This window comes from Candidatus Streptomyces philanthi (assembly GCF_059553635.1).
This window is the reverse complement of record NZ_JCANQV010000017.1, coordinates 17,895-36,020: the sequence shown is the minus strand read 5'-3', so window position 1 is coordinate 36,020 and position 18,126 is coordinate 17,895. Positions and strand designations below refer to the sequence as shown.

Annotated in this window: 18 protein-coding genes; 13 read left to right on the top strand and 5 right to left on the bottom strand. The window is 74.1% G+C overall.

The window, feature by feature from the left end; genetic code table 11:
• A partial coding sequence (locus tag AC51EU_RS04480; RefSeq protein WP_496265309.1) for an alpha/beta hydrolase occupies positions 1-963 on the top strand: 963 nt, incomplete at its 5' end.
• A gap of 127 nt (positions 964-1,090) precedes the next feature.
• Complete coding sequence (locus tag AC51EU_RS04475; RefSeq protein ID WP_496265308.1) at positions 1,091-2,338, top strand: acyltransferase family protein; 1,248 nt, start codon at positions 1,091-1,093, stop codon at positions 2,336-2,338.
• Positions 2,339-2,377: 39 nt separating this feature from the next.
• Here AC51EU_RS04475 and AC51EU_RS04470 read toward each other — a convergent pair whose 3' ends face one another.
• Both AC51EU_RS04470 and AC51EU_RS04465 read right to left on the bottom strand, forming a co-directional pair.
• The gene (locus AC51EU_RS04470) at positions 2,378-3,394 is read right to left on the bottom strand and encodes an aldo/keto reductase (protein WP_496265307.1); all 1,017 of its coding nucleotides are present in this window, start codon (positions 3,392-3,394) and stop codon (positions 2,378-2,380) included.
• 5 nt (positions 3,395-3,399) lie between these two features.
• Positions 3,400-3,888, bottom strand: a complete 489-nt coding sequence (locus AC51EU_RS04465) for a MerR family transcriptional regulator (RefSeq protein WP_496265306.1) — start codon at positions 3,886-3,888, stop codon at positions 3,400-3,402.
• 153 nt (positions 3,889-4,041) lie between these two features.
• Here AC51EU_RS04465 and AC51EU_RS04460 point away from each other — a divergent pair, with 153 nt between their 5' ends.
• On the top strand, positions 4,042-4,854 hold the full coding sequence (locus tag AC51EU_RS04460) for a serine hydrolase domain-containing protein (RefSeq protein WP_496265305.1): 813 nt from the start codon (positions 4,042-4,044) through the stop codon (positions 4,852-4,854).
• 16 nt (positions 4,855-4,870) lie between these two features.
• Here AC51EU_RS04460 and AC51EU_RS04455 read toward each other — a convergent pair whose 3' ends face one another.
• Positions 4,871-5,542, bottom strand: a complete 672-nt coding sequence (locus AC51EU_RS04455) for a pirin family protein (RefSeq protein ID WP_496265304.1) — start codon at positions 5,540-5,542, stop codon at positions 4,871-4,873.
• A 100-nt stretch (positions 5,543-5,642) separates the two neighbouring features.
• Between AC51EU_RS04455 and AC51EU_RS04450 the strand changes: the two genes are divergently transcribed.
• The 5 genes from AC51EU_RS04450 (at position 5,643) to AC51EU_RS04430 (ending at position 10,605) form a co-directional block, all read left to right on the top strand.
• Complete coding sequence (locus AC51EU_RS04450; protein ID WP_496265303.1) at positions 5,643-6,827, top strand: PucR family transcriptional regulator; 1,185 nt, start codon at positions 5,643-5,645, stop codon at positions 6,825-6,827.
• A gap of 89 nt (positions 6,828-6,916) precedes the next feature.
• The gene (locus AC51EU_RS04445; protein ID WP_496265302.1) at positions 6,917-7,858 is read left to right on the top strand and encodes an ACP S-malonyltransferase; all 942 of its coding nucleotides are present in this window, start codon (positions 6,917-6,919) and stop codon (positions 7,856-7,858) included.
• Between the two features lie 13 nt (positions 7,859-7,871).
• Positions 7,872-8,918 (top strand): ketoacyl-ACP synthase III, encoded by a 1,047-nt coding sequence (locus AC51EU_RS04440; RefSeq protein ID WP_496265301.1) that lies wholly within the window; start codon positions 7,872-7,874, stop codon positions 8,916-8,918.
• 96 nt (positions 8,919-9,014) lie between these two features.
• Positions 9,015-9,263 carry an acyl carrier protein gene (locus AC51EU_RS04435; RefSeq protein WP_496265300.1) on the top strand — a complete coding sequence of 83 codons (249 nt, stop codon included), beginning with the start codon at positions 9,015-9,017 and terminating at the stop codon, positions 9,261-9,263.
• Between the two features lie 76 nt (positions 9,264-9,339).
• Positions 9,340-10,605: a beta-ketoacyl-[acyl-carrier-protein] synthase family protein gene (locus tag AC51EU_RS04430; RefSeq protein WP_496265299.1), complete on the top strand. Its 1,266-nt coding sequence runs from the start codon at positions 9,340-9,342 to the stop codon at positions 10,603-10,605.
• 69 nt (positions 10,606-10,674) lie between these two features.
• Here the strand turns inward: AC51EU_RS04430 and AC51EU_RS04425 are convergent, their stop codons facing one another.
• Positions 10,675-11,559, bottom strand: a complete 885-nt coding sequence (locus AC51EU_RS04425) for an NAD(P)-dependent oxidoreductase (RefSeq protein ID WP_496265298.1) — start codon at positions 11,557-11,559, stop codon at positions 10,675-10,677.
• Positions 11,560-11,637: 78 nt separating this feature from the next.
• Positions 11,638-12,132 carry a DUF3145 domain-containing protein gene (locus AC51EU_RS04420; protein ID WP_496265297.1) on the bottom strand — a complete coding sequence of 165 codons (495 nt, stop codon included), beginning with the start codon at positions 12,130-12,132 and terminating at the stop codon, positions 11,638-11,640.
• A gap of 326 nt (positions 12,133-12,458) precedes the next feature.
• Here AC51EU_RS04420 and AC51EU_RS04415 point away from each other — a divergent pair, with 326 nt between their 5' ends.
• The 5 genes from AC51EU_RS04415 to AC51EU_RS04395 all read left to right on the top strand — a co-directional run bounded on the left by AC51EU_RS04415 (position 12,459) and on the right by AC51EU_RS04395 (position 18,121).
• On the top strand, positions 12,459-13,385 hold the full coding sequence (locus tag AC51EU_RS04415) for an SGNH/GDSL hydrolase family protein (protein WP_496265296.1): 927 nt from the start codon (positions 12,459-12,461) through the stop codon (positions 13,383-13,385).
• 42 nt (positions 13,386-13,427) lie between these two features.
• Positions 13,428-14,477: an aldose epimerase family protein gene (locus AC51EU_RS04410; protein ID WP_496265295.1), complete on the top strand. Its 1,050-nt coding sequence runs from the start codon at positions 13,428-13,430 to the stop codon at positions 14,475-14,477.
• A 131-nt stretch (positions 14,478-14,608) separates the two neighbouring features.
• Positions 14,609-15,301 carry a DUF4097 family beta strand repeat-containing protein gene (locus AC51EU_RS04405; RefSeq protein ID WP_496265294.1) on the top strand — a complete coding sequence of 231 codons (693 nt, stop codon included), beginning with the start codon at positions 14,609-14,611 and terminating at the stop codon, positions 15,299-15,301.
• 72 nt (positions 15,302-15,373) lie between these two features.
• Positions 15,374-16,651 carry a PA0049 C-terminal domain-containing protein gene (locus AC51EU_RS04400; RefSeq protein ID WP_496265293.1) on the top strand — a complete coding sequence of 426 codons (1,278 nt, stop codon included), beginning with the start codon at positions 15,374-15,376 and terminating at the stop codon, positions 16,649-16,651.
• Positions 16,652-16,720: 69 nt separating this feature from the next.
• Positions 16,721-18,121, top strand: coding sequence for a nitrilase-related carbon-nitrogen hydrolase (locus AC51EU_RS04395; protein ID WP_496265292.1), 1,401 nt, complete (start codon positions 16,721-16,723; stop codon positions 18,119-18,121).
• Positions 18,122-18,126: the final 5 nt, after the last annotated feature.

The following is an 18,126-nucleotide window of genomic DNA, read 5'->3' as shown; positions in this document are numbered from 1 at the left end:
CCCGCCGAGGTCGCCCGCTTCTTCGGCACCCTGACCGGCGCCCAGCGGCACGCCCTCGCCGTCCGGCACCCGCTGACCGTCGGCAATCTGGACGGCGCGCCGGCGGCCCTGCGGTACGAGGCCAACTCCCGCGCCCTGCGCGCCGAACGGGACCGGCAGCTGACCCTCGTCCACGACCCGTCCGGCACCCTGGAGGACCATCGCGAGGCCCGGCGGGCGGCCGACCGCTACGACCGGCTGCTGCGGCCGGGCCGGCACATCCTCGCCTTCGATCCGCGCGGGCGCGGCCAGATCGCCGAGGTGCACGGTGACCTGGCGCGGGCCCGGCGCACCGCCGTCGTCGTCCCCGGGTCCGACATCGACCTGGGCACGTTCGACCGGGAGCGGGACCGGTACGGCACGCCGACCGGTATGGCCCTCTCGCTGCGGGACCGGATGGCGGCGGACGCCCCCGGCACCCCCACCGCGGTGATCGCCTGGGTCGGCTACACCACACCGGTGGGGCTGGGTCCCGACGCCGCCACCGGGCGGCTCGCCGAGGCCGGTGCGCCCCGGCTGGCGCGTTTCCTGTCCGGGCTCGCCGCCACCGGGGTGCCGGCGCCCGCGGTGCTGTGCCACAGCTACGGCTCGGTGGTCTGCGGCCTCGCCGCCCCGCGTCTCGGCCGCACCCTCACCGACCTGGTCGTCCTCGGTTCGCCCGGGATGCGCGGGGACACCGTTGCCGCGCTGCGGACCCCGGCCCGGGTCTGGGCGGCGCGGGACTCCTCCGACTGGATAGGCCGGGTGCCGCACGTCCAGGTGCTGGGCCTGGGGCACGGGACGGACCCCACGGACCCGGCGTTCGGCGCCCGCCGGGTCCCCGCCGATCTGGCCCAGGGCCACACCGGCTATCTCGCCCCCGGTACGGACTCGCTGCGCGGCTGCGCCGCGATCGTCCTCGGCCGCTACGACGCGGTGCGCTAGCGCCTGCCGTCACACCCCGCCCGCCTCACGACGCCCGGCACCCACGCCCTCCCGGCGAACGACGGAGTGCCACGACAGGCCCTGGCGCGTCGCCGCCCCCTTCCCTCTCTGCCCTCAAGGACGCCCCATGCCCGTACTCCTCAGTCGTACCGCGGGGTCCGCCGTCCGTTCGGCGCGTGCCGCGGCCCGTGCGCTCGACGCGCGTACTCCGGCGGACCGGGACCGCGCTCTGGACGGCCTGCGCGCCCTCGCCCTCCTCTCCGTGCCCCTCGGTCACTGGTTGCTCGGTGGTTTCACCCGCGACGCCGACGGCGCGCTGCACAACGCCAGCCCCCTCACCACCGCCCCGGCGCTGGCTCCGGCGAGCTGGGTGCTCCAGACGCTCGGCCTCTTCTTCCTCGTCGGCGGTGCCGCCTCCGCGATGTCGCTGCGGCGCGCCACCGAGCGCGGTGAGGCGGTGGGGGTGTGGCTGCGCGGCCGTCTCGCCCGGCTGGGCCGTCCGGTCCTCGGTGTCACCGCCGTCTGGGCCGTCCTGGTGCCGCTGCTGTCCGGTCTGGGCGTGCCGCGCGCCACACTGCGGACGGGTGCGACGCTGGTCGTCCAGCCGCTGTGGTTCGTCGGCGTCTATGTGGTGGTCACGGCGCTGACCCCGTGGTGCGTGCGGGCCGCGCGGCGCCTGGGTGTCTGGTCGGCGGTGCCGCTGATGGTGTCGGTGGCCGTCGTGGACGTGCTGCGGTACGGGCCCCTCGCGCAGGCGGTGCCGTCGTGGCTGGGCCTGCTCAATCTGCTGCCGGGCTGGATGTTCGCGTACCAGCTCGGGGTGTGCCTCAAGGAGGGGCGGCTGCGGCGGCCCGCGGCGTGGACGCTGCTGCTCGGGGGCTGCGCGCTGTTCGCCGTGCTGCTGCTGTGGTGTCACTACCCGGCGAGCATGGTCGGGGTGCCCGGCCAGGAGCGGACCAACTCCCATCCGCCGTCGCTGCTGGTGCTCGCGCTGGCGGCCGCGCAGTGCGGTGCCGCGCTGCTGCTGTGCGACCGGCTGGCCGCGCTGCTGCGCCGGCCCGCGCTGTGGGCGCCGGTGGTGGTGATCAACCTGTCCGCGATGACGATCCTGTGCTGGCACCAGACGGCGCTGCTGGCGACCGCCGTCCCGGCGTCGTTCCTGGGCGCGGTGCCGGGACTGACGACGGCACCGGACACGCCCGGCTGGGTTCTGCTGCGGCTGGCGTGGCTGCCGGTGCTCGCCGCCGTCCTCGTCCTGATCAGCCGCACCACGCGCCGCTTCGAGGCGCCGTGGACCGGCGTGCCCCTTCCGCGGCGGGCCGGTGCGACCATGCTGGCCGTCGCCTTCGGCGCGTTCGCGCTGGGGCTGACGTGAGCCGGGGCCCGCGGAGCGGTCCGCGGGCCCCGGTCGCGGTCACTCCCGTCCGGCGGAGGTGAACGTCATGTCCGGGTAGCGGTCGCCGGCGACCTGCCCGGCGATCGGCTCCAGCCGCGCCAGCTCCGCCTCGGACAGCGTGATCCGGGTAGCGGCGGTGTTCTCCTCGACGCGGGCCGGGCGGCGGGTGCCCGGGATCGGCACGACGGCGAGCGTGTGCGCGGCGGCGCGCTGCTGCACCCAGGCCAGGGCGATCTGTCCGACGGTCGCGCCGTGCGCGGCGGCGATCTCGCGGAGGGGCGTCAGCAGGGTGGCGTTGGTGTCCGCGTTGGCGCCGGTGAAGCGGGGCTGCTGGCGGCGGAAGTCGTCGGCGCTCAGCTCCTTGTCGGCGTGGACGAACGCGCCGGTCAGAAAGCCGCGGCCGAGCGGCGAGTAGGGGACGAAGCCGACGCCCAGCTCGGCGGCGGCGGGCACCACGCCGTTCTCCACGTCGCGGCTGAAGACCGACCACTCCGACTGGACGGCGGTGATCGGGTGCACGGCGTGCGCGGCGCGCAGTTCGCGGGCGGTGACCTCGCTCAGCCCCAGGTGCCGGACCTTGCCCGCGGCGACCAGTTCGGCCATCGCGCCGACGCTCTCCTCCAGCGGGACGTTCACATCGCGGCGGTGCATGTAGTAGAGGTCGATGACGTCCACGCCGAGGCGCCGGAGGCTGGCGTCGACGGCCCGGCGGATGTAGGGGGCGTCGTTGCGGATGGTGCGCTTCGACGGGTCGTGCGGGTCCATGGCGAGGGCGAACTTGGTGGCCAGCACGATCTCGTCGCGGTGTGCCCGGACGAACGGCGCGAGGAACCTCTCGTTCTCCCCGTCGCCGTAGACGTCGGCGGTGTCGTAGAGGGTCACGCCCAGCTCCAGGGCGCGCTCCAGCGTGGCCCGCGCACTGTCGGCGTCGGTGGGGCCGTAGGCCCAGCTCATGCCCATGCAGCCGAGTCCCTGGATGCCGACCCGGGGGCCGCCCGTGCCCAGCTCGACCGTTTCGATCTTCCCGTTCGTCATACGACTCAGAACCTCTCGGACGCCCGCCGGGCGTCGGCATAGATGTCGATCTTGTGGTCGAGGACGTCCAGCGTGCTCCGCAGCTCCGCGACGCGCTGTCGTACGACCTCGCGGTGCGCGGTGAGCAGCTGCTCACGTTCGGCGAAGGTGCTCTCGCCCCGCCGGGCCAGTTCCGCGTAGCGGACCATGTCGGCGACCGGCATCCCGGTCAGCCGCAGCTTGGTCACCAGGTCCAGCCATTCCAGGTCGCGGTGGGTGAAGCGCCGCTGCCCGGTGTGGTTGCGGCCGACGTGCGGCATCAGGCCGATGCGTTCGTACCAGCGCAGGGTGTGGACGCTGAGGCCGGTGTGCTCGGCGACCTCGCCGATCGTGAAGTGGTCGCGGCCGTCCGGGAGGGGACCGCGGGAGACCCACGCGCAGCTCCCCCGGCTCTCCCGCGGACCGCCGTCCCGGGTGTCCGGTCCCGTCATCGTCGCGCTCCGGGTCGGAGTCATGCCGCTCCCCTCGTCCGTCCGGCCCGTCCGGCCGTCTCGACACCCACAACGCTAGAGACCTGGAGCGCACTCCAGGCAAGCGGAGACTTGACCCGGATTTTGGGGGGCGGGGTCCGCGCCGCGCGTGTCGGGCCCGGCGTTAGGCTCGGGCCCATGCAGAGCCTGCGGATGATCGAGAACTGGCCGGTGCCCACCGCCGCTGCCGCCGTCGTACGCGCCGACGGCCGGGTCGCCGGATCGTACGGGCCCGTGGAGCGTCCCTTCCCGCTCGCGTCCGTGACCAAGCCGCTGGCCGCGTACGCCGCGCTGCTGGCGGTCGAGGAGGGCGCGATCGAGCTGGACGAGCCGGCCGGACCGGAGGGGGCCACGGTGCGCCACCTCCTGGCGCACGCCTCGGGGCTGGCCCCTGACGCGCCGAAGGCGATGGCCGCGCCGGGCACCCGCAGGATCTACTCCAACGCCGGTATCGAGGCGCTGGGCGCGCACCTCGCGCGGGCCACCGACATCCCCTTCCCCCGCTATCTGCACGAGGCGGTGCTGGAGCCGCTGGGCATGTCCGCGACCGTGCTGAACGGCTCCCCCGCCAAGGACGGCGTCTCCACCGTCTCCGACCTGGTCCGCTTCGCCGCCGAGCTCCAGGCGCCGCGGCTGCTGGACGCGGGGACCCTGGCCGCCGCGACGTCGGTGGCCTTCCCCGGTCTGACGGGTGTCCTGCCGGGCTACGGCCACCAGCGGCCCAACGACTGGGGCCTGGGCTTCGAGATACGTGACGGCAAGTCGCCGCACTGGACGGGGAGTTCGTCCTCGCCGCGGACCTTCGGTCACTTCGGGCAGTCGGGCACATTCCTGTGGGTGGACCCGGACGCGGGGGCGGCGTGTGTGGTGCTGACGGACCGGGACTTCGGCCCGTGGGCGATCGAGGCGTGGCCGCCGCTGACGGACGCGGTCCTGGCCGAGCTGCGCTGACGGGGCGCGGGGCCCGTCAGCCGTACGCGGGCTCGGGCCCCGTCTCCCACACCAGGCACTCGGCCACGGTCCGTGCCGTCAGCTCGGCGCCCTGCCCGTCGGTGATCCGTACCGCGTCCCCGGGCCGCAGCACCTCCCCGCCGAGTTCCAGCTCGCCCCGTACGACCTGCGCGTAGACCCGGGCGGCCGCCGGCAGGGCGAGCCGCCCGCCGGCCTCCGGGCGCCGTACGCGCAGCGCGGCGCCGGCCTGGGGTACCGCGTACGGGGTGTCCTCGGGGAGGGCGCGCACCACCTCGTACTCCGGTTCGCCGCCGAAGCGCAGCGGCGTCAGCCACATCTGGACGAACCGCAGCGGGCCCGCCGCGTCGTTGCGCTCGATGTGGCGTACCCCGGCCGCCGCGCTGAGGCGCTGGAGGTCGCCGGGGCGCACGGTGGTCTCGTGGCCGGCCGAGTCCCGGTGGGTGAGTTCGCCCTCGACGACCCAGGTGACGATCTCCGTGTCGCGGTGCGGATGCTCGTCGAAGCCCGCGCCGGGCGCCAGGTGCTCCTCGTTGCAGGCGATCAGCGCGCCGAAGCGGAGGTTGCCGGGGTCGTAGTGCGGGCCGAAGGAGAACGCGTGCAGCGTCTCGATCCCGGCCTCCGCGTCGCCGCCCCGGTGTCTGTCCCCGCCCCTGCGCACCTCGATCATGGCCCCACGGTAGTGGTGAGGGGCGGGCGGGACGCCCTCCGGTGGGGCCCGTGCCGCCCCGGCACGCCACGTTTGCGCCGGGATGAGGCAGGCTTGTCCCGTGTCTGAACCCTCATCGAGCGCCGAACATCCGCACGCCGCCACTCTGCGCAGGCTGGAGAAGTCGTCCGGCAAACTGGCGGCCGCCGCCATCGCGCGGATGGACGCCCAGCTGCCGTGGTACCGCGCGATGCCACCGGAGAACCGCTCCTGGATCGGCCTGGTCGCACAGGCCGGCATCGCCGCCTTCACCGAATGGTTCCGGCACCCCGAGACCCCCCAGGCGATCAGTACCGATGTCTTCGGGACCGCCCCGCGCGAGCTGACCCGGGCGATCACTCTGCGGCAGACGGTGGAGATGGTCCGGACGACCATCGAGGTCATGGAGTCCGCGATCGACGACGTCGCGGCGCCGGGCGACGAGTCGGTGCTGCGTGAGGCGCTGCTGGTCTACGCCCGGGAGATCGCGTTCGCCACCGCGCAGGTCTACGCGCAGGCCGCCGAGGCCCGCGGCGCCTGGGACGCCCGGCTGGAGTCGCTGGTCGTCAACGCGGTGCTGTCGGGCGAGGCCGACGAGGGCGCCGTCTCGCGGGCTGCGGCGCTGGGCTGGAACTCCCCCGAGCACGTCTGCGTGGTGCTGGGCACCGCGCCGGACGGGGACAGCGAACTGACCGTGGAGGCGATCCGGCGTGCCGCGCGGCACGCCAAGCTCCAGGTGCTGACCGGTGTGCTGGGCTCCCGTCTGGTGGTGATCGCGGGCGGCTCGGACGAACCGCTCAAGGCGGCCAAGGCGCTGATCGGCCCGTTCGCCGCCGGTCCCGTGGTCGCCGGGCCGGTCGTCTCCGACCTGCTGGCCGCGACGCGTTCCGCGCAGGCGGCGGCGGCCGGTCTGCGGGCCTGCCCGGCGTGGCCGGACGCCCCCCGGCCGGTCCTCGCGGACGATCTCCTGCCCGAGCGGGCGATGGCCTCGGACCCGGTGGCGCGACGGCAGTTGGTGGAGGAGATCTACAGACCGCTGGAGGAGGCCGGGTCCGCGCTGCTGGAGACGCTGAGCGTCTATCTGGAGCAGGCGAGCAGTCTGGAGGGGGCGGCGCGGATGCTGTTCGTCCACCCCAACACCGTGCGCTATCGGCTGCGACGTGTGACAGACGTCACCGGATGGTCACCGTCCGATGTCCGCTCGGCGTTCACCCTGCGCATCGCGCTGATTCTGGGGCGCCTGGCTGACGGGGAGGCGCAGCTCTAAGCTTTTGTCGGACACCAACAATTCCCCCGATGGTTCTTCGTCCCTGTCCCCACGGGCGGGCGGGACCTCCCCCAAGAGAGAGTGTGAGGGTGCTCGTACTCGTCGCTCCCGGCCAAGGCGCTCAGACGCCCGGCTTTCTGACCCCCTGGCTCGACCTCCCCGGCGTCGAAGAACGGCTCCGTGAATGGTCGGCCGTCATCGACCTGGACCTGGTCCACTACGGCACGAAGGCCGACGCGGACGAGATCCGCGACACCGCGGTGGCGCAGCCGCTGCTGGTGGCGGCCTCCCTGATCTCCGCGCGGCAGCTGTTCCCGACGGCGGACGACTTCGCCCGCCTCGTCGGCGCCGCCGCGGGCCACAGCGTCGGTGAACTCGCCGCCGCCGCCCTGACCGGCTCCCTCAGCGACGAGATCGCGATGTCGCTGGTCCGCAAGCGCGGTCTGGCCATGGCGGACGCCGCGGCCGTCACCGACACGGGCATGGCCGCCCTGCTCGGCGGCGAGCCGGACGCCGTGCTGCCGCACCTGGAGAAGCTGGGTCTGACGGCGGCGAACGTGAACGGCGCGGGCCAGATCGTGGCCGCGGGCACCGCAGCCCAGCTCGCGGCGCTGGCCGAGGACAAGCCGGAGGGCACCCGCAAGGTCATCACGCTGAAGGTCGCCGGCGCGTTCCACACGCACCACATGGAGCCCGCCGTGGAGGTGCTGGAGTCCGCGGTCGGCGCGCTGACCGTCGCCGACCCGCACACCCGCTACGTCTCCAACAAGGACGGACAGGTCGTCGCCTCCGGGCAGGAGTTGGTGCAGCGGCTGGTGGGCCAGGTGGCCAACCCGGTGCGCTGGGACCTGTGCATGGAGACGTTCAAGGAGCTGGGCGTCACGGCGCTGATCGAGGCGGCCCCCGGTGGCACGCTCGTCGGGCTGGCCAAGCGCGCCCTGCCCGGGGTGAAGACCCTGGCCCTGAAGACCCCCGACGATCTCGACGCGGCCCGCGCGCTGATCGCCGAGCACGCGACTCCTGCCGAATAGGAGCAGAACGAGCATGACCTCGAAGATCAAGCCTTCCCAGGGCGCCCCGTACGCGCGGATCAAGGGCGTGGGCGGCTACCGCCCCACCCGCGTCGTGCCGAACGAGGAGATCCTCAAGCACATCGACTCGTCCGACGAGTGGATCCGCTCGCGGTCGGGCATCGCCACCCGTCACTGGGCCGGCCCGGAGGAGACCGTGGCCGTCATGTCCGTGGAGGCCGCGGGGAAGGCCATCGCGGACGCCGGGATCGCCCCGGAGCAGATCGGCGCGGTGATCGTCGCGACCGTCTCGCACCTGAAGCAGACCCCGGCCATCGCGACGGAGATCGCGCACCGCATCGGCGCGGGCAAGCCGGCCGCGTTCGACATCTCGGCGGGCTGCGCCGGCTTCGGCTACGGGCTGACCCTCGCCAAGGGCATGGTCCTGGACGGTTCCGCGGAGCACGTCCTGGTCATCGGCGTCGAGCGGCTGTCGGACCTGACCGATCTGGAGGACCGCGCGACGGCCTTCCTGTTCGGCGACGGCGCGGGCGCCGTCGTCGTCGGCCCGGCCAAGGAGCCGTCGATCGGCCCGACGGTGTGGGGCTCGGAGGGCGACAAGGCCGGAACGATCAAGCAGACGCTGCCGTGGGACGTCTACCGTCCCACCCCGGTGCCCGGCGGTGAACGGCCGGAGGGGCGCCCCGCCCCCGAGGAGATCCGCTACCCCGCCATCACGCAGGAGGGCCAGGCGGTCTTCCGGTGGGCGGTGTTCGAGATGGCGAAGGTCGCCCAGCAGGCGCTGGACGCGGCCGGTGTCAGCCCGGACGACCTGGACGTCTTCATCCCGCACCAGGCCAATATGCGGATCATCGACTCGATGGTGAAGACCCTGAAGCTGCCGGAGAGCGTCACGGTCGCCCGCGACGTGGAGACCACCGGCAACACCTCGGCCGCCTCCATCCCGCTCGCCATGGAGCGGCTGTTGGCGACCGGCCAGGCCAAGAGCGGCGACACCGCGCTGGTCATCGGCTTCGGGGCGGGTCTCGTCTACGCCGCTACGGTCGTTACCCTCCCCTAGGCAAGATCTGCGCAGCACCGTCCGTCGTGGGACGTGCCGGCCGCTGCACGGAGCTTCACCCATCCGTTTCCCTAGAAAAAATCAAGGAGCGCCCTCATGGCCGCCACCAAGGAAGAGATCGTCGCCGGTCTCGCGGAGATCGTGAACGAGATCGCCGGTATCCCCACCGAGGACGTCAAGACGGACAAGTCCTTCACCGACGACCTGGACGTCGACTCGCTGTCCATGGTCGAGGTCGTCGTCGCCGCCGAGGAGCGCTTCGACGTGAAGATCCCGGACGACGACGTCAAGAACCTCAAGACCGTCGGTGACGCGACCGATTACATCCTCAAGCACCAGAGCTGATCAGCTCGCGCGCATGTCGCCACCCGGCGGTGGCGCCGTCGATTCAGACCCCTCTACCCGTGGAGTAAGAATTCCCGTGAACGCGACCAATCGCACCGTGGTCGTCACCGGTATCGGCGCAACCACACCGCTGGGTGGCGACAGCGCTTCGACCTGGGAGGCCCTTGTCGCCGGCCGGTCCGGCGTGGCCCCCCTGACCCAGGACTGGGCGGCCGACCTGCCCGTCCGCATCGCCGCCGAGGCGGCCGTCGACCCGGGTGAGGTCCTGCCCCGGGCGCAGGCCCGCAAGCTGGACCGCTCCGCGCAGTTCGCGCTGATCGCGGCCCAGGAGGCGTGGTCGGACGCCGGGTTCACCGGCAAGGCGGGCGAGGACGCGTCCGTCGACCCGGACCGGCTCGGTACGGTCATCGCCTCCGGCATCGGCGGTGTCACCACGCTGCTGGGCCAGTACGACGTGCTGAAGGAGAAGGGCGTCCGCCGCGTCTCCCCGCACACCGTGCCGATGCTGATGCCGAACGGCCCGTCCGCCAACGTCGGCCTGTTCGTGAACGCCCGCGCGGGGGTGCACACCCCGGTGAGCGCCTGCGCGTCCGGTTCCGAGGCCATCGGCTACGCCATCGAGATGATCCGTACGGGCCGTGCGGACGTCGTCGTCGCGGGCGGTACGGAGGCGGCGATCCATCCGCTGCCGATCGCCGCGTTCGGCAACATGATGGCGATGTCGAAGTCGAACGACGACCCGCAGGGCGCGTCCCGCCCGTACGACGCGGCGCGCAACGGCTTCGTCCTCGGTGAGGGCGCCGGTGTGATCGTGCTGGAGTCGGCCGAGCACGCCGCCAAGCGCGGCGCGACGGTGTACGCGGAGGCCGTCGGCCAGGGCATCTCCGCGGACAGCCACGACATCGTGCAGCCGGAGCCGTCGGGCAACGGCATCGCGCACGCGCTCCAGAACCTGATGGAGAACAGCGACCTCGACGCGGCCGAGATCGTGCACGTCAACGCGCACGCCACCTCCACCCCGCAGGGTGACCTGGCGGAGCTGAAGGCGCTGCGCAAGGTCTTCGGCGACCACGTCGACCACATGGCGATCTCCGCCACGAAGTCGATGACCGGTCATCTGCTGGGCGGTGCCGGCGGCATCGAGACGGTGGCGTCCATCCTGGCGCTGCACCACCGCACCGCGCCGCCGACGATCAACATCGAGAACCTCGACCCGGAGGCCGACGCGGACATCGTCCGTGACACGGCCCGCGCGCTGCCCGCCGAGGGCCGCCTCGCGGCGCTGAACGACTCGTTCGGCTTCGGTGGTCACAACGTCGTGCTGGCGTTCCGGACGGTGTAACCGCCCCGGCGCCGCGACACGTCCCAGGGCCCGCCCGGTCACCGCGACCGGGCGGGCCCTGGCGCGTGGTCAGCCGGTGCCGTCCGGGAAGCTGGCGAAGTACGCGGCCGCCGCGTCCTCGGCGCCGTGGCCCTGTGCGTCCGCCCTGCGCAGCCGTTCCGCGGTCGCCTCGGCGAGGTCGGCGCGGACCCCGGCCCGCCGCGCGGCCTCGGTGATCAGCCGGGCGTCCTTGCCGGCCGCCGAGACGGTGAAGCTCGGCGGGTAGTCGCCGGAGAGGATCATCTCCGACTTCATCCGCAGATAGGGCAGGTCGAGGTGGCCGCCCTCCACGGTGGCGAGGAAGTCCCGGGGGTCGACGCCGAGGCCCCGGGCGAGGGCGAGGGTCTCACCCGTTCCGCCGATGACGGTCAGGACCCAGCTGTTGACGACGAGTTTGAGGCGGCTCGCGGCGCCGTCCGCGCCGTCCTCGCCGATCCACCGGGTGGAGCGGCCGATGACGTCGAAGACCTTCCCGGCCCGCTCCCTGGCCTCCTGGGGCCCGGCGGCGAGCACGGCGAGGAGGCCCTTCTCGGCGGGGAACCGGGTGCCGACGACGGGCGCGTCGACGAAGAGGAGCCGGTGCTCGTCCGCGAGGGCGGCCAGTGCGGCGATGCCGTCGACGCCGACGGTGCCGGCCTGGAGCCAGACGGTGCCGGGGGCGAGGGCGCCGGCGGCCCGCCGCACCGCGTCGAGCGTCGCCGGCCCGTCGAGGAGGACGGTGAGGAGCACGTCGGCGCCGTCCACCGCTTCGGCGGGGGTGCCGGTGACGCGCACCCCGTCGGCCGCGAGGGGTTCGGCCTTGGCGCGGGTGCGGTTCCAGGCGCGGACGTCGAGGCCCGCGCGGGCGAGGTTGCGGGCCATGGCCCCGCCCATGATGCCGGTGCCGAGCACCGCCACGGAGAGGTTGTCGGTCATGGGGGCACGCTAGAGGCTGGGCCGGCGGACCCGTCGTACGTCCGGGGGCGAGTCCCGGGCATCACGGGGGCGGAGGGGTCAGACGCACTGGTGGAGCCAGCGCACCGGGGCGCCCTCGCCCGCGTAGCGGAACGGTTCCAGCTCGTCGTCCCAGGGTTTGCCGAGGAGGCGGGCGACCTCGGCGGCGAGTTCGCTCTCGCCGCGCGCGGAGCGGTCGACGGCGGCGCGCAGCCGGTCCTCGGGGACGAGGATGTCGCCGTGCGGGCCGGTGACGGCGTGGAAGATGCCGAGGCCGGGGGTGGAGCTGTAGCGCTCGCCCTCGGCGGTGGCACAGGGTTCGGCGGTCACCTCGAAGCGGAGCAGGTGCCAGCCGCGGAGGGCGGAGGCGAGCCGGGAGGCGGTGTCGGCCCGGCCCTGCCAGGAGAACTCGGCTCTCCAGGTGCCGGGGGACGCCGGCTGGCGGATCCAGTCGAGCGTGACGCGGACACCGAGGACTCCCGCGACGGCCCATTCGACGTGCGGGCACAGCGCGCGCGGGGCGGAGTGGATGTACAGGACTCCACGGGTCGTCACCGGGACCTCCAGTGCGGTTCGAGGTTCGCCTTCCCCAGCGGCCTCGTGCCCGTTCCGGTCGCGACCAGGACAGTTACCGACATTCCGCCCCAGTGATCACATCGGCACCAGGATGCCAGGTGACCTACAGTAAACACCATGAGACACTATTTGCCGCAAAAGGGACAGTACCTGACGTGATGTCATGAGGGTCGGCGCCGGCCACCGGTGCCCCTCCGGCCGCTCCCGCTCCGGCGCGGGGCCACGCTACTGCGCCGGACGGGACGCGGGATGACGTACCGTCGGCACCCGAAGAGATATCACCCACGCGCCGGAGGGGACAGGGGATGACGCAGATCGACCGGCCCGTTCACCCTCGCCGTGGCCGCTCCGCCCGCCGGCTGCGCACCACCGCCGTCACTGCCGCCACTCTGCTCCTCGCTCTCGCAGGCTGCGGCACCGACAGCGGTCGTTCCGGCGCACCGCATCCCCGTACGACCACCGCGCGCCCGTCCGCCACGCCCCCGCCCGTCTGGCGCACCGCCCCCCGGTCCCTCGCGGCGCTCGGCGACTCCATCACCGTCGGCTTCGACGCCTGCACGGCGCTCTCGGACTGCCCCGAGGCGTCCTGGGCCACCGGCACCGACCCCAAGGTCGGCAGCCTGGCGCAGCGGCTGCTCGCCGACCCGGCGCGGCACAGCTGGAACCTCGCCCGTACCGGCGCACTGATGAGCGAGCTGCCCGCGCAGGTCTCCCGGGCGGTACGGCACCGGCCCGAGCTGGTCACGGTGCTGATCGGTGCCAACGACGCCTGCCGCAGCGACGTCCGCGCGATGACACCGGCCGCCTCCTACCGCGCCGACTTCGCGGCCGCGATGAAGAAGCTGCGCCGGGCGCTGCCGCACACCCAGGTGTATGTCGCCTCCGTGCCCGACCTGCTGCGGCTGTGGTCCGAGGGGCGCAAGAACCCGCTGGGCAAGCAGGTGTGGCAGCTGGGGATCTGCGGCTCGATGCTGCGCGACCCCGACGATCTGACGCCGGCCGCCGAGGAGCGCCGCACCGCGGTGCGCGAGCGGGTGATGGCGTACAACGAGGCGCTCCGGGACGTCTGCGCGCGCGACGCCCTCTGCCGCTTCGACCCCTCGGTCTTCGCCTACCGCTTCACCGGCCGGCAGCTGAGCACCTGGGACTGGTTCCACCCGGGCACCAGCGGCCAGGGGAAGCTGGCGTCGCTCGCCTACCGGACGATCACCCGCGCGGAACGGGGCGCGTAGCGCCCGCCGCGCCCCGCGTCCCGCCCGGTTAGGCTCGCGATCATGAGCACGCAGGCCACCGCGGAACCCTTCGGCACGCTGGACGACGGCACCCCCGTCGAGCGCTGGACGCTGGAGTGCGGGCCGCTGCGGGTGCGGGTACTGACCTTCGGCGGCATCGTCCAGACCGTCGAGACGCCCGACCGCGAGGGCCGCCCGGGGCAGGTCGCGCTGGGGTTCCCCACCCTCGGCGGGTATCTCGCGCACGGCGGCTCGCACTTCGGCGCGCTGGTCGGGCGCTGTGCGAACCGGATCGCGGGGGCCCGTTTCACGCTCGACGGCCGGACGTACCGGCTGGCGGCCAACGACCGCGGCAACAGCCTGCACGGCGGGCCGGGGAACTTCTCCCGCCGGGTGTGGGCGGCCCGGCCCGTCGAGGGCGGGGTGGAGCTGCGCCGGACGAGCCCGGACGGCGAGGAGGGCTTTCCCGGCACCCTGGACGTCCGGGTGGCCTACACCCTCGCGCCCGGTGGCGTGCTGCGGCTGCGCTACACGGCCCGTACCGACGCGCCCACGGTCGTCAACCTCACCAACCACACCTACCTCAACCTGGGCGGGGACGGCAGCGGCAGCGCCGAGGACCACCTGCTGTGGCTCGCCGCGTCCCGCCGCACCGCGGCCGACGCCACCGGCATCCCGCTGCCCGGCCCGCCCGCGGACGTCACCGGCACCCGCCACGACTTCCGTGTCCCCCGGCGGGTGGGCCGCGGCCGCGACGACAACCACGTCCTGGACGGCGGGGTGACGTCCGTGCCCCGCCCGGTCGCCGCGCTGTACGACCCGCGCTCGGGACGGCGGGCGGAGCTGGCCACCACCGAACCCGGGCTCCAGCTCTACACCGCGGACCATCTGGACGGCACCCTCACCGGCACCTCGGGCACGCCCTACGGGCCGACCGCCGGGATCGCCCTGGAGACCCAGCACTTCCCCGACTCCCCGCACCGGCCCGACTACCCCTCCACCGTGCTGCGGCCGGGGCAGACCTTCACGTCGGAGACGGTGTACACGTTCACGCAGGGGCCCGGGGAGACCTTCGGCGCGGACAACCCCTGAGGGCACCCCCTAGGGGAAGAACGGTCCGGCGGGGCGGCAACCTCATCCCGTACGCCGACGCGTCGCGGCGGCGGCCACGGGAAGGATGGTCCCCGAACCGTCCGTTCCGCAGATCCGGGAGACCCTCCGCCATGGCCCGCCTCCGCTTAATCCCGCTCGCCCTGTCCTGCGCGGCGCTGACCGCGCTGACGGCCACCGGCTGCTCGATGAGCCCGGACAAGAAGTCCGACCACACCTACACCGTCGACGGCGAGGTCACCTCCGTGTCGGCGACGACCTTCGGCGGCTCGATCGAGATCGTCCCCCTCGACAAGAACGGCCCGGTGAAGGTCACCGAGACCTTCCGCTACTCCAAGGACAAGCCCGGCGCCAAGCACGCGGTCGCGGACAAGCGGCTCACCCTGACGTCCGACTACTGCAGCGGGCTGAGCGAGTGCGGGGTGGACTACAAGATCTTCGTGCCGCGTGCGACGTCGGTGAAGCTGCACACCACCGGGGGCAGCATCACGGTGCGCGGCACGTCCGGCACCGTCGACGCCGAGACCACCGGCGGCAATCTCACCGTCGCCGACTCCGGGGCCCGGCAGGCCACGTTGAAGACCACCGGCGGAAAGGTGGACGCCGCCTTCACCACCGCCCCCGACAGCGTCTCCGCGCACACCACCGCGGGCGATCTGACCGTGAAGGTGCCCAAGGGCTCGTACGCGGTGGACGCCAAGTCCGCGGCGGGCAGCCGCAAGGTCGGTGTCACGGCGGACGGTTCCTCGGCGCACAAGGTGACGGCGCAGTCCAAGTCGGGCGATGTGTCGGTGGTGACGTCCTGAGCGGGCTCCGGCTCAACTCCTGAGTCCCGGCGCCCTCTACCGTCACACGCGCCCCACCGGTTTACTCACCCCATGAAACGCATGCGGACGAGAACCAGGTGGGGCGCGCTGGGCGCGGTACTGATCGCCGTACTGCCGGGGACGACCGGGACGGCCACGGCCGCGCCGCCCGCCGCCGCGCCCACCGTCGAGGAGGGCCGGCTGTCCCAGGAGGCGCCGCGGGAGATCCTGCGGCGCAGCGGCTTCGACGCCCGGGAGCGGGAGTTCGCGCGGGGCCTGGCGCGGACACGGTCGTACGCGGACGCCCGGCGGTACGTCACCCACGCCGGCCGGGACCTGTGGCGGCGGGCCGTCGACCGGGCCCAGGGCCGCGGCCCCGCCGGCGGGGACCTCAGCCGCGACGACGACCGCCCGCTGTACTGGGCGCGCCTGGCGATGACCCGCGAACTGCGGCAGTGGCGACCCGGCTTCCCGCTGGACGCGCGGAAGCGCACGGCCCTGCTCACGGCGCTGGAGCGCGGCTCGCGGGGCCAGGACTCCCTGGACCTGCCGGCCGGCGGGCACGTCCTGCGGATCGTGGTGACCGGCTTCGACCCGTTCCAGCTCGACACGGACATCCGGCGCAGCAACCCCTCGGGCGCCGCGGCACTGGCCCTCGACGGGACGACGGTACGCACCGCCTCGGGGCGGCCCGCCCGGATCGAGGCGGCGGTGTTCCCCGTGCGCTGGGACGACTTCGCGGCGGGCACCGTCGAGCGCACCCTGCTGCCGCACTTCCGCCCCGGCCCCCGGCAGGCCGACCTCTTCACCACCCTCAGCCAGGGCCGCCCCGGCGTCTTCGACGTCGAGCGGACCAACGGGGCCTGGCGGGGCGGCGCCCCCGACAACGCGCGGGTGTCGCGCACCGGGACCGTTCCCGTGCCGCCCGGCGTGCCCACCCCGCCACGGCAGCCGCAGTGGACCACCACGACCCTGCCCTTCGCGCGGCTGACCGGCGCGGGAACGGGGCCGTACACCGTACGGGACAACACCGCCGTGACGGAGATCCCGGCCGGCGGCTCCGCGCCGGTGGAGCGCCCGGACGGCCCGACGCCCGGTTCGACGGCACGGGCCGGCGGGGGCGGGGACTACCTCTCCAACGAGATCGCCTACCGGGCGACGCTGCTGCGGGACGCGGTGCGCCCCGCGCTGCCCGGCGGCCATCTGCACACCCCGGTGCTGGAGTTCGGCCCCGGGAACACCGATCCGGCGCACGGGCGGATCACCGACCCCGTCTTCGTCGAGCGGCGTCAGGCGATCACCGCGCAGGTACGGGCGCTGGTGACGGTGGCGGCCGGCACGCGCGGCTGACGCTCCCCGCGCGGGCCCGGCCCGGGGAAACCAGGGGTGCGCGGGCGCCCTTCGGAGGATGATGGGGCCATGCTCATCGCTGCGGCACAGTTCCCCTCTCTCCCCGGCGACCTCGACGGCAACGCGGAACGGATGGCGGAGATCGTCACCGGGGCCGCCGTGCGCGGTGCCACCCTGGTCGTCTTCCCCGAGCTCTCGCTGACCGGCTACGACCTGTCCCGGATCGCCGCCGACCCGGAGGGCCTGGCGGTCACCCCCGACGACCCGGCGCTGGCTCCGGTGCGCGACGCCTGCCGGGCCGCCGGGGTCGCGGCGGTGGTGGGCGCCGCGGGCCGGGAGGGAGCGGACGCGCCACCGGGGGCGCTGTCCCTGTCCGCGTTCGTCTTCGGTCCGGACGGCGAACTGCTGACCCGCTACGACAAGCAGCACCTGCCGGACGACGAACGGGAGGTGTTCACGCCGGGGACCGCCCCCGGCCGGTTCACGCTGGGCGGGGTGCGCTTCGCCCTCGCCGTCTGCTTCGACAGCTCCTTTCCCGACACCGCCGAGCAGGCCGCGGCGGACGGCTGCCGGGTCTACCTCTCCAGCGCCCATCAGGACGGGGCGGACCGTACGGCGCGGCGGTACGCGGAGATCGCGCGGCGGCACGGGCTGTGGGTGCTGCTCGCCAACGGCACCGGCGCGGACAGCCCGGAACCGGCGTGCGGGCACAGCGGCGCCTGGCTGCCCGGCGGGGAGCGGGTCGCGGACGCCGGTGCCGGCGGCGAGGAGTCCGAGCTGGTGCTGCTGGACGTGCGGGAGGCCGTCACGGTGATGGCGGACCCGGCGGTCGCCGGGGTGCCCGTGGCGGAGTGCGACGAGCCGCTGGTGGACGTGCGGACGGCGGCGCCCGAGCTGCTGGTGGACGAACCCGAGGACGCGGAGGGCGCCTCCGCGCTGCTGCGCGCCGGAGTGGTGGAGCGGCTGCGGGAGGCGCAGCGTGCCCTGCCGGCCGGGCTGCGCCTCCGCGTCATCGAGGGCTACCGTCCGCCGGCCCTGCAACGCCACTACTTCGAACGGCACACGGCCAGGCTGGCGGCGGCCCACCCCGACTGGGACGCGGACCGCCGCCGCGCGGCCACCAGCCGCTTCGTCTCCCCGCCGGAGATCGCCCCGCACAGCGCGGGCGCCGCGGTGGACGTGACCCTGACCACCGCCGACGGCTCCCCGCTCGACATGGGCACGCCGGTCGACGCGTCTCCCGAGGAGAGCGGCGGCGCCTGCTACACGGGCGCGCCGGGCCTGACGCCCGCCGCCCGCGCCAACCGCCGGGTGCTGTCCGCCGCGCTCTCGTCGGCGGGCCTGGTCAACTACCCGACGGAGTGGTGGCACTGGTCGTACGGCGACCGGTACTGGGCGCTGGCGACCGGCGCCCCGCACGCGCTGTACGGGCCGCGGGCGCCGGAGGCGGACTCCGCACAACGACGCTGAGGCCG

What these genes read in the sequence shown, in the direction of transcription:
- AC51EU_RS04415 (WP_496265296.1), top strand. Translation starts at nt 12,459, where the DNA reads ATGACGCAGATCGACCGGCCCGTTCACCCTCGCCGTGGCCGCTCCGCC.
- AC51EU_RS04470 (WP_496265307.1), bottom strand. Translation starts at nt 3,394, where the DNA reads ATGACGAACGGGAAGATCGAAACGGTCGAGCTGGGCACGGGCGGCCCC.
- AC51EU_RS04400 (WP_496265293.1), top strand. Translation starts at nt 15,374, where the DNA reads ATGAAACGCATGCGGACGAGAACCAGGTGGGGCGCGCTGGGCGCGGTA.
- AC51EU_RS04475 (WP_496265308.1), top strand. Translation starts at nt 1,091, where the DNA reads ATGCCCGTACTCCTCAGTCGTACCGCGGGGTCCGCCGTCCGTTCGGCG.
- AC51EU_RS04465 (WP_496265306.1), bottom strand. Translation starts at nt 3,888, where the DNA reads ATGACTCCGACCCGGAGCGCGACGATGACGGGACCGGACACCCGGGAC.
- AC51EU_RS04395 (WP_496265292.1), top strand. Translation starts at nt 16,721, where the DNA reads ATGCTCATCGCTGCGGCACAGTTCCCCTCTCTCCCCGGCGACCTCGAC.
- AC51EU_RS04455 (WP_496265304.1), bottom strand. Translation starts at nt 5,542, where the DNA reads ATGATCGAGGTGCGCAGGGGCGGGGACAGACACCGGGGCGGCGACGCG.
- AC51EU_RS04410 (WP_496265295.1), top strand. Translation starts at nt 13,428, where the DNA reads ATGAGCACGCAGGCCACCGCGGAACCCTTCGGCACGCTGGACGACGGC.
- AC51EU_RS04405 (WP_496265294.1), top strand. Translation starts at nt 14,609, where the DNA reads ATGGCCCGCCTCCGCTTAATCCCGCTCGCCCTGTCCTGCGCGGCGCTG.
- AC51EU_RS04425 (WP_496265298.1), bottom strand. Translation starts at nt 11,559, where the DNA reads ATGACCGACAACCTCTCCGTGGCGGTGCTCGGCACCGGCATCATGGGC.
- AC51EU_RS04440 (WP_496265301.1), top strand. Translation starts at nt 7,872, where the DNA reads ATGACCTCGAAGATCAAGCCTTCCCAGGGCGCCCCGTACGCGCGGATC.
- AC51EU_RS04460 (WP_496265305.1), top strand. Translation starts at nt 4,042, where the DNA reads ATGCAGAGCCTGCGGATGATCGAGAACTGGCCGGTGCCCACCGCCGCT.
- AC51EU_RS04435 (WP_496265300.1), top strand. Translation starts at nt 9,015, where the DNA reads ATGGCCGCCACCAAGGAAGAGATCGTCGCCGGTCTCGCGGAGATCGTG.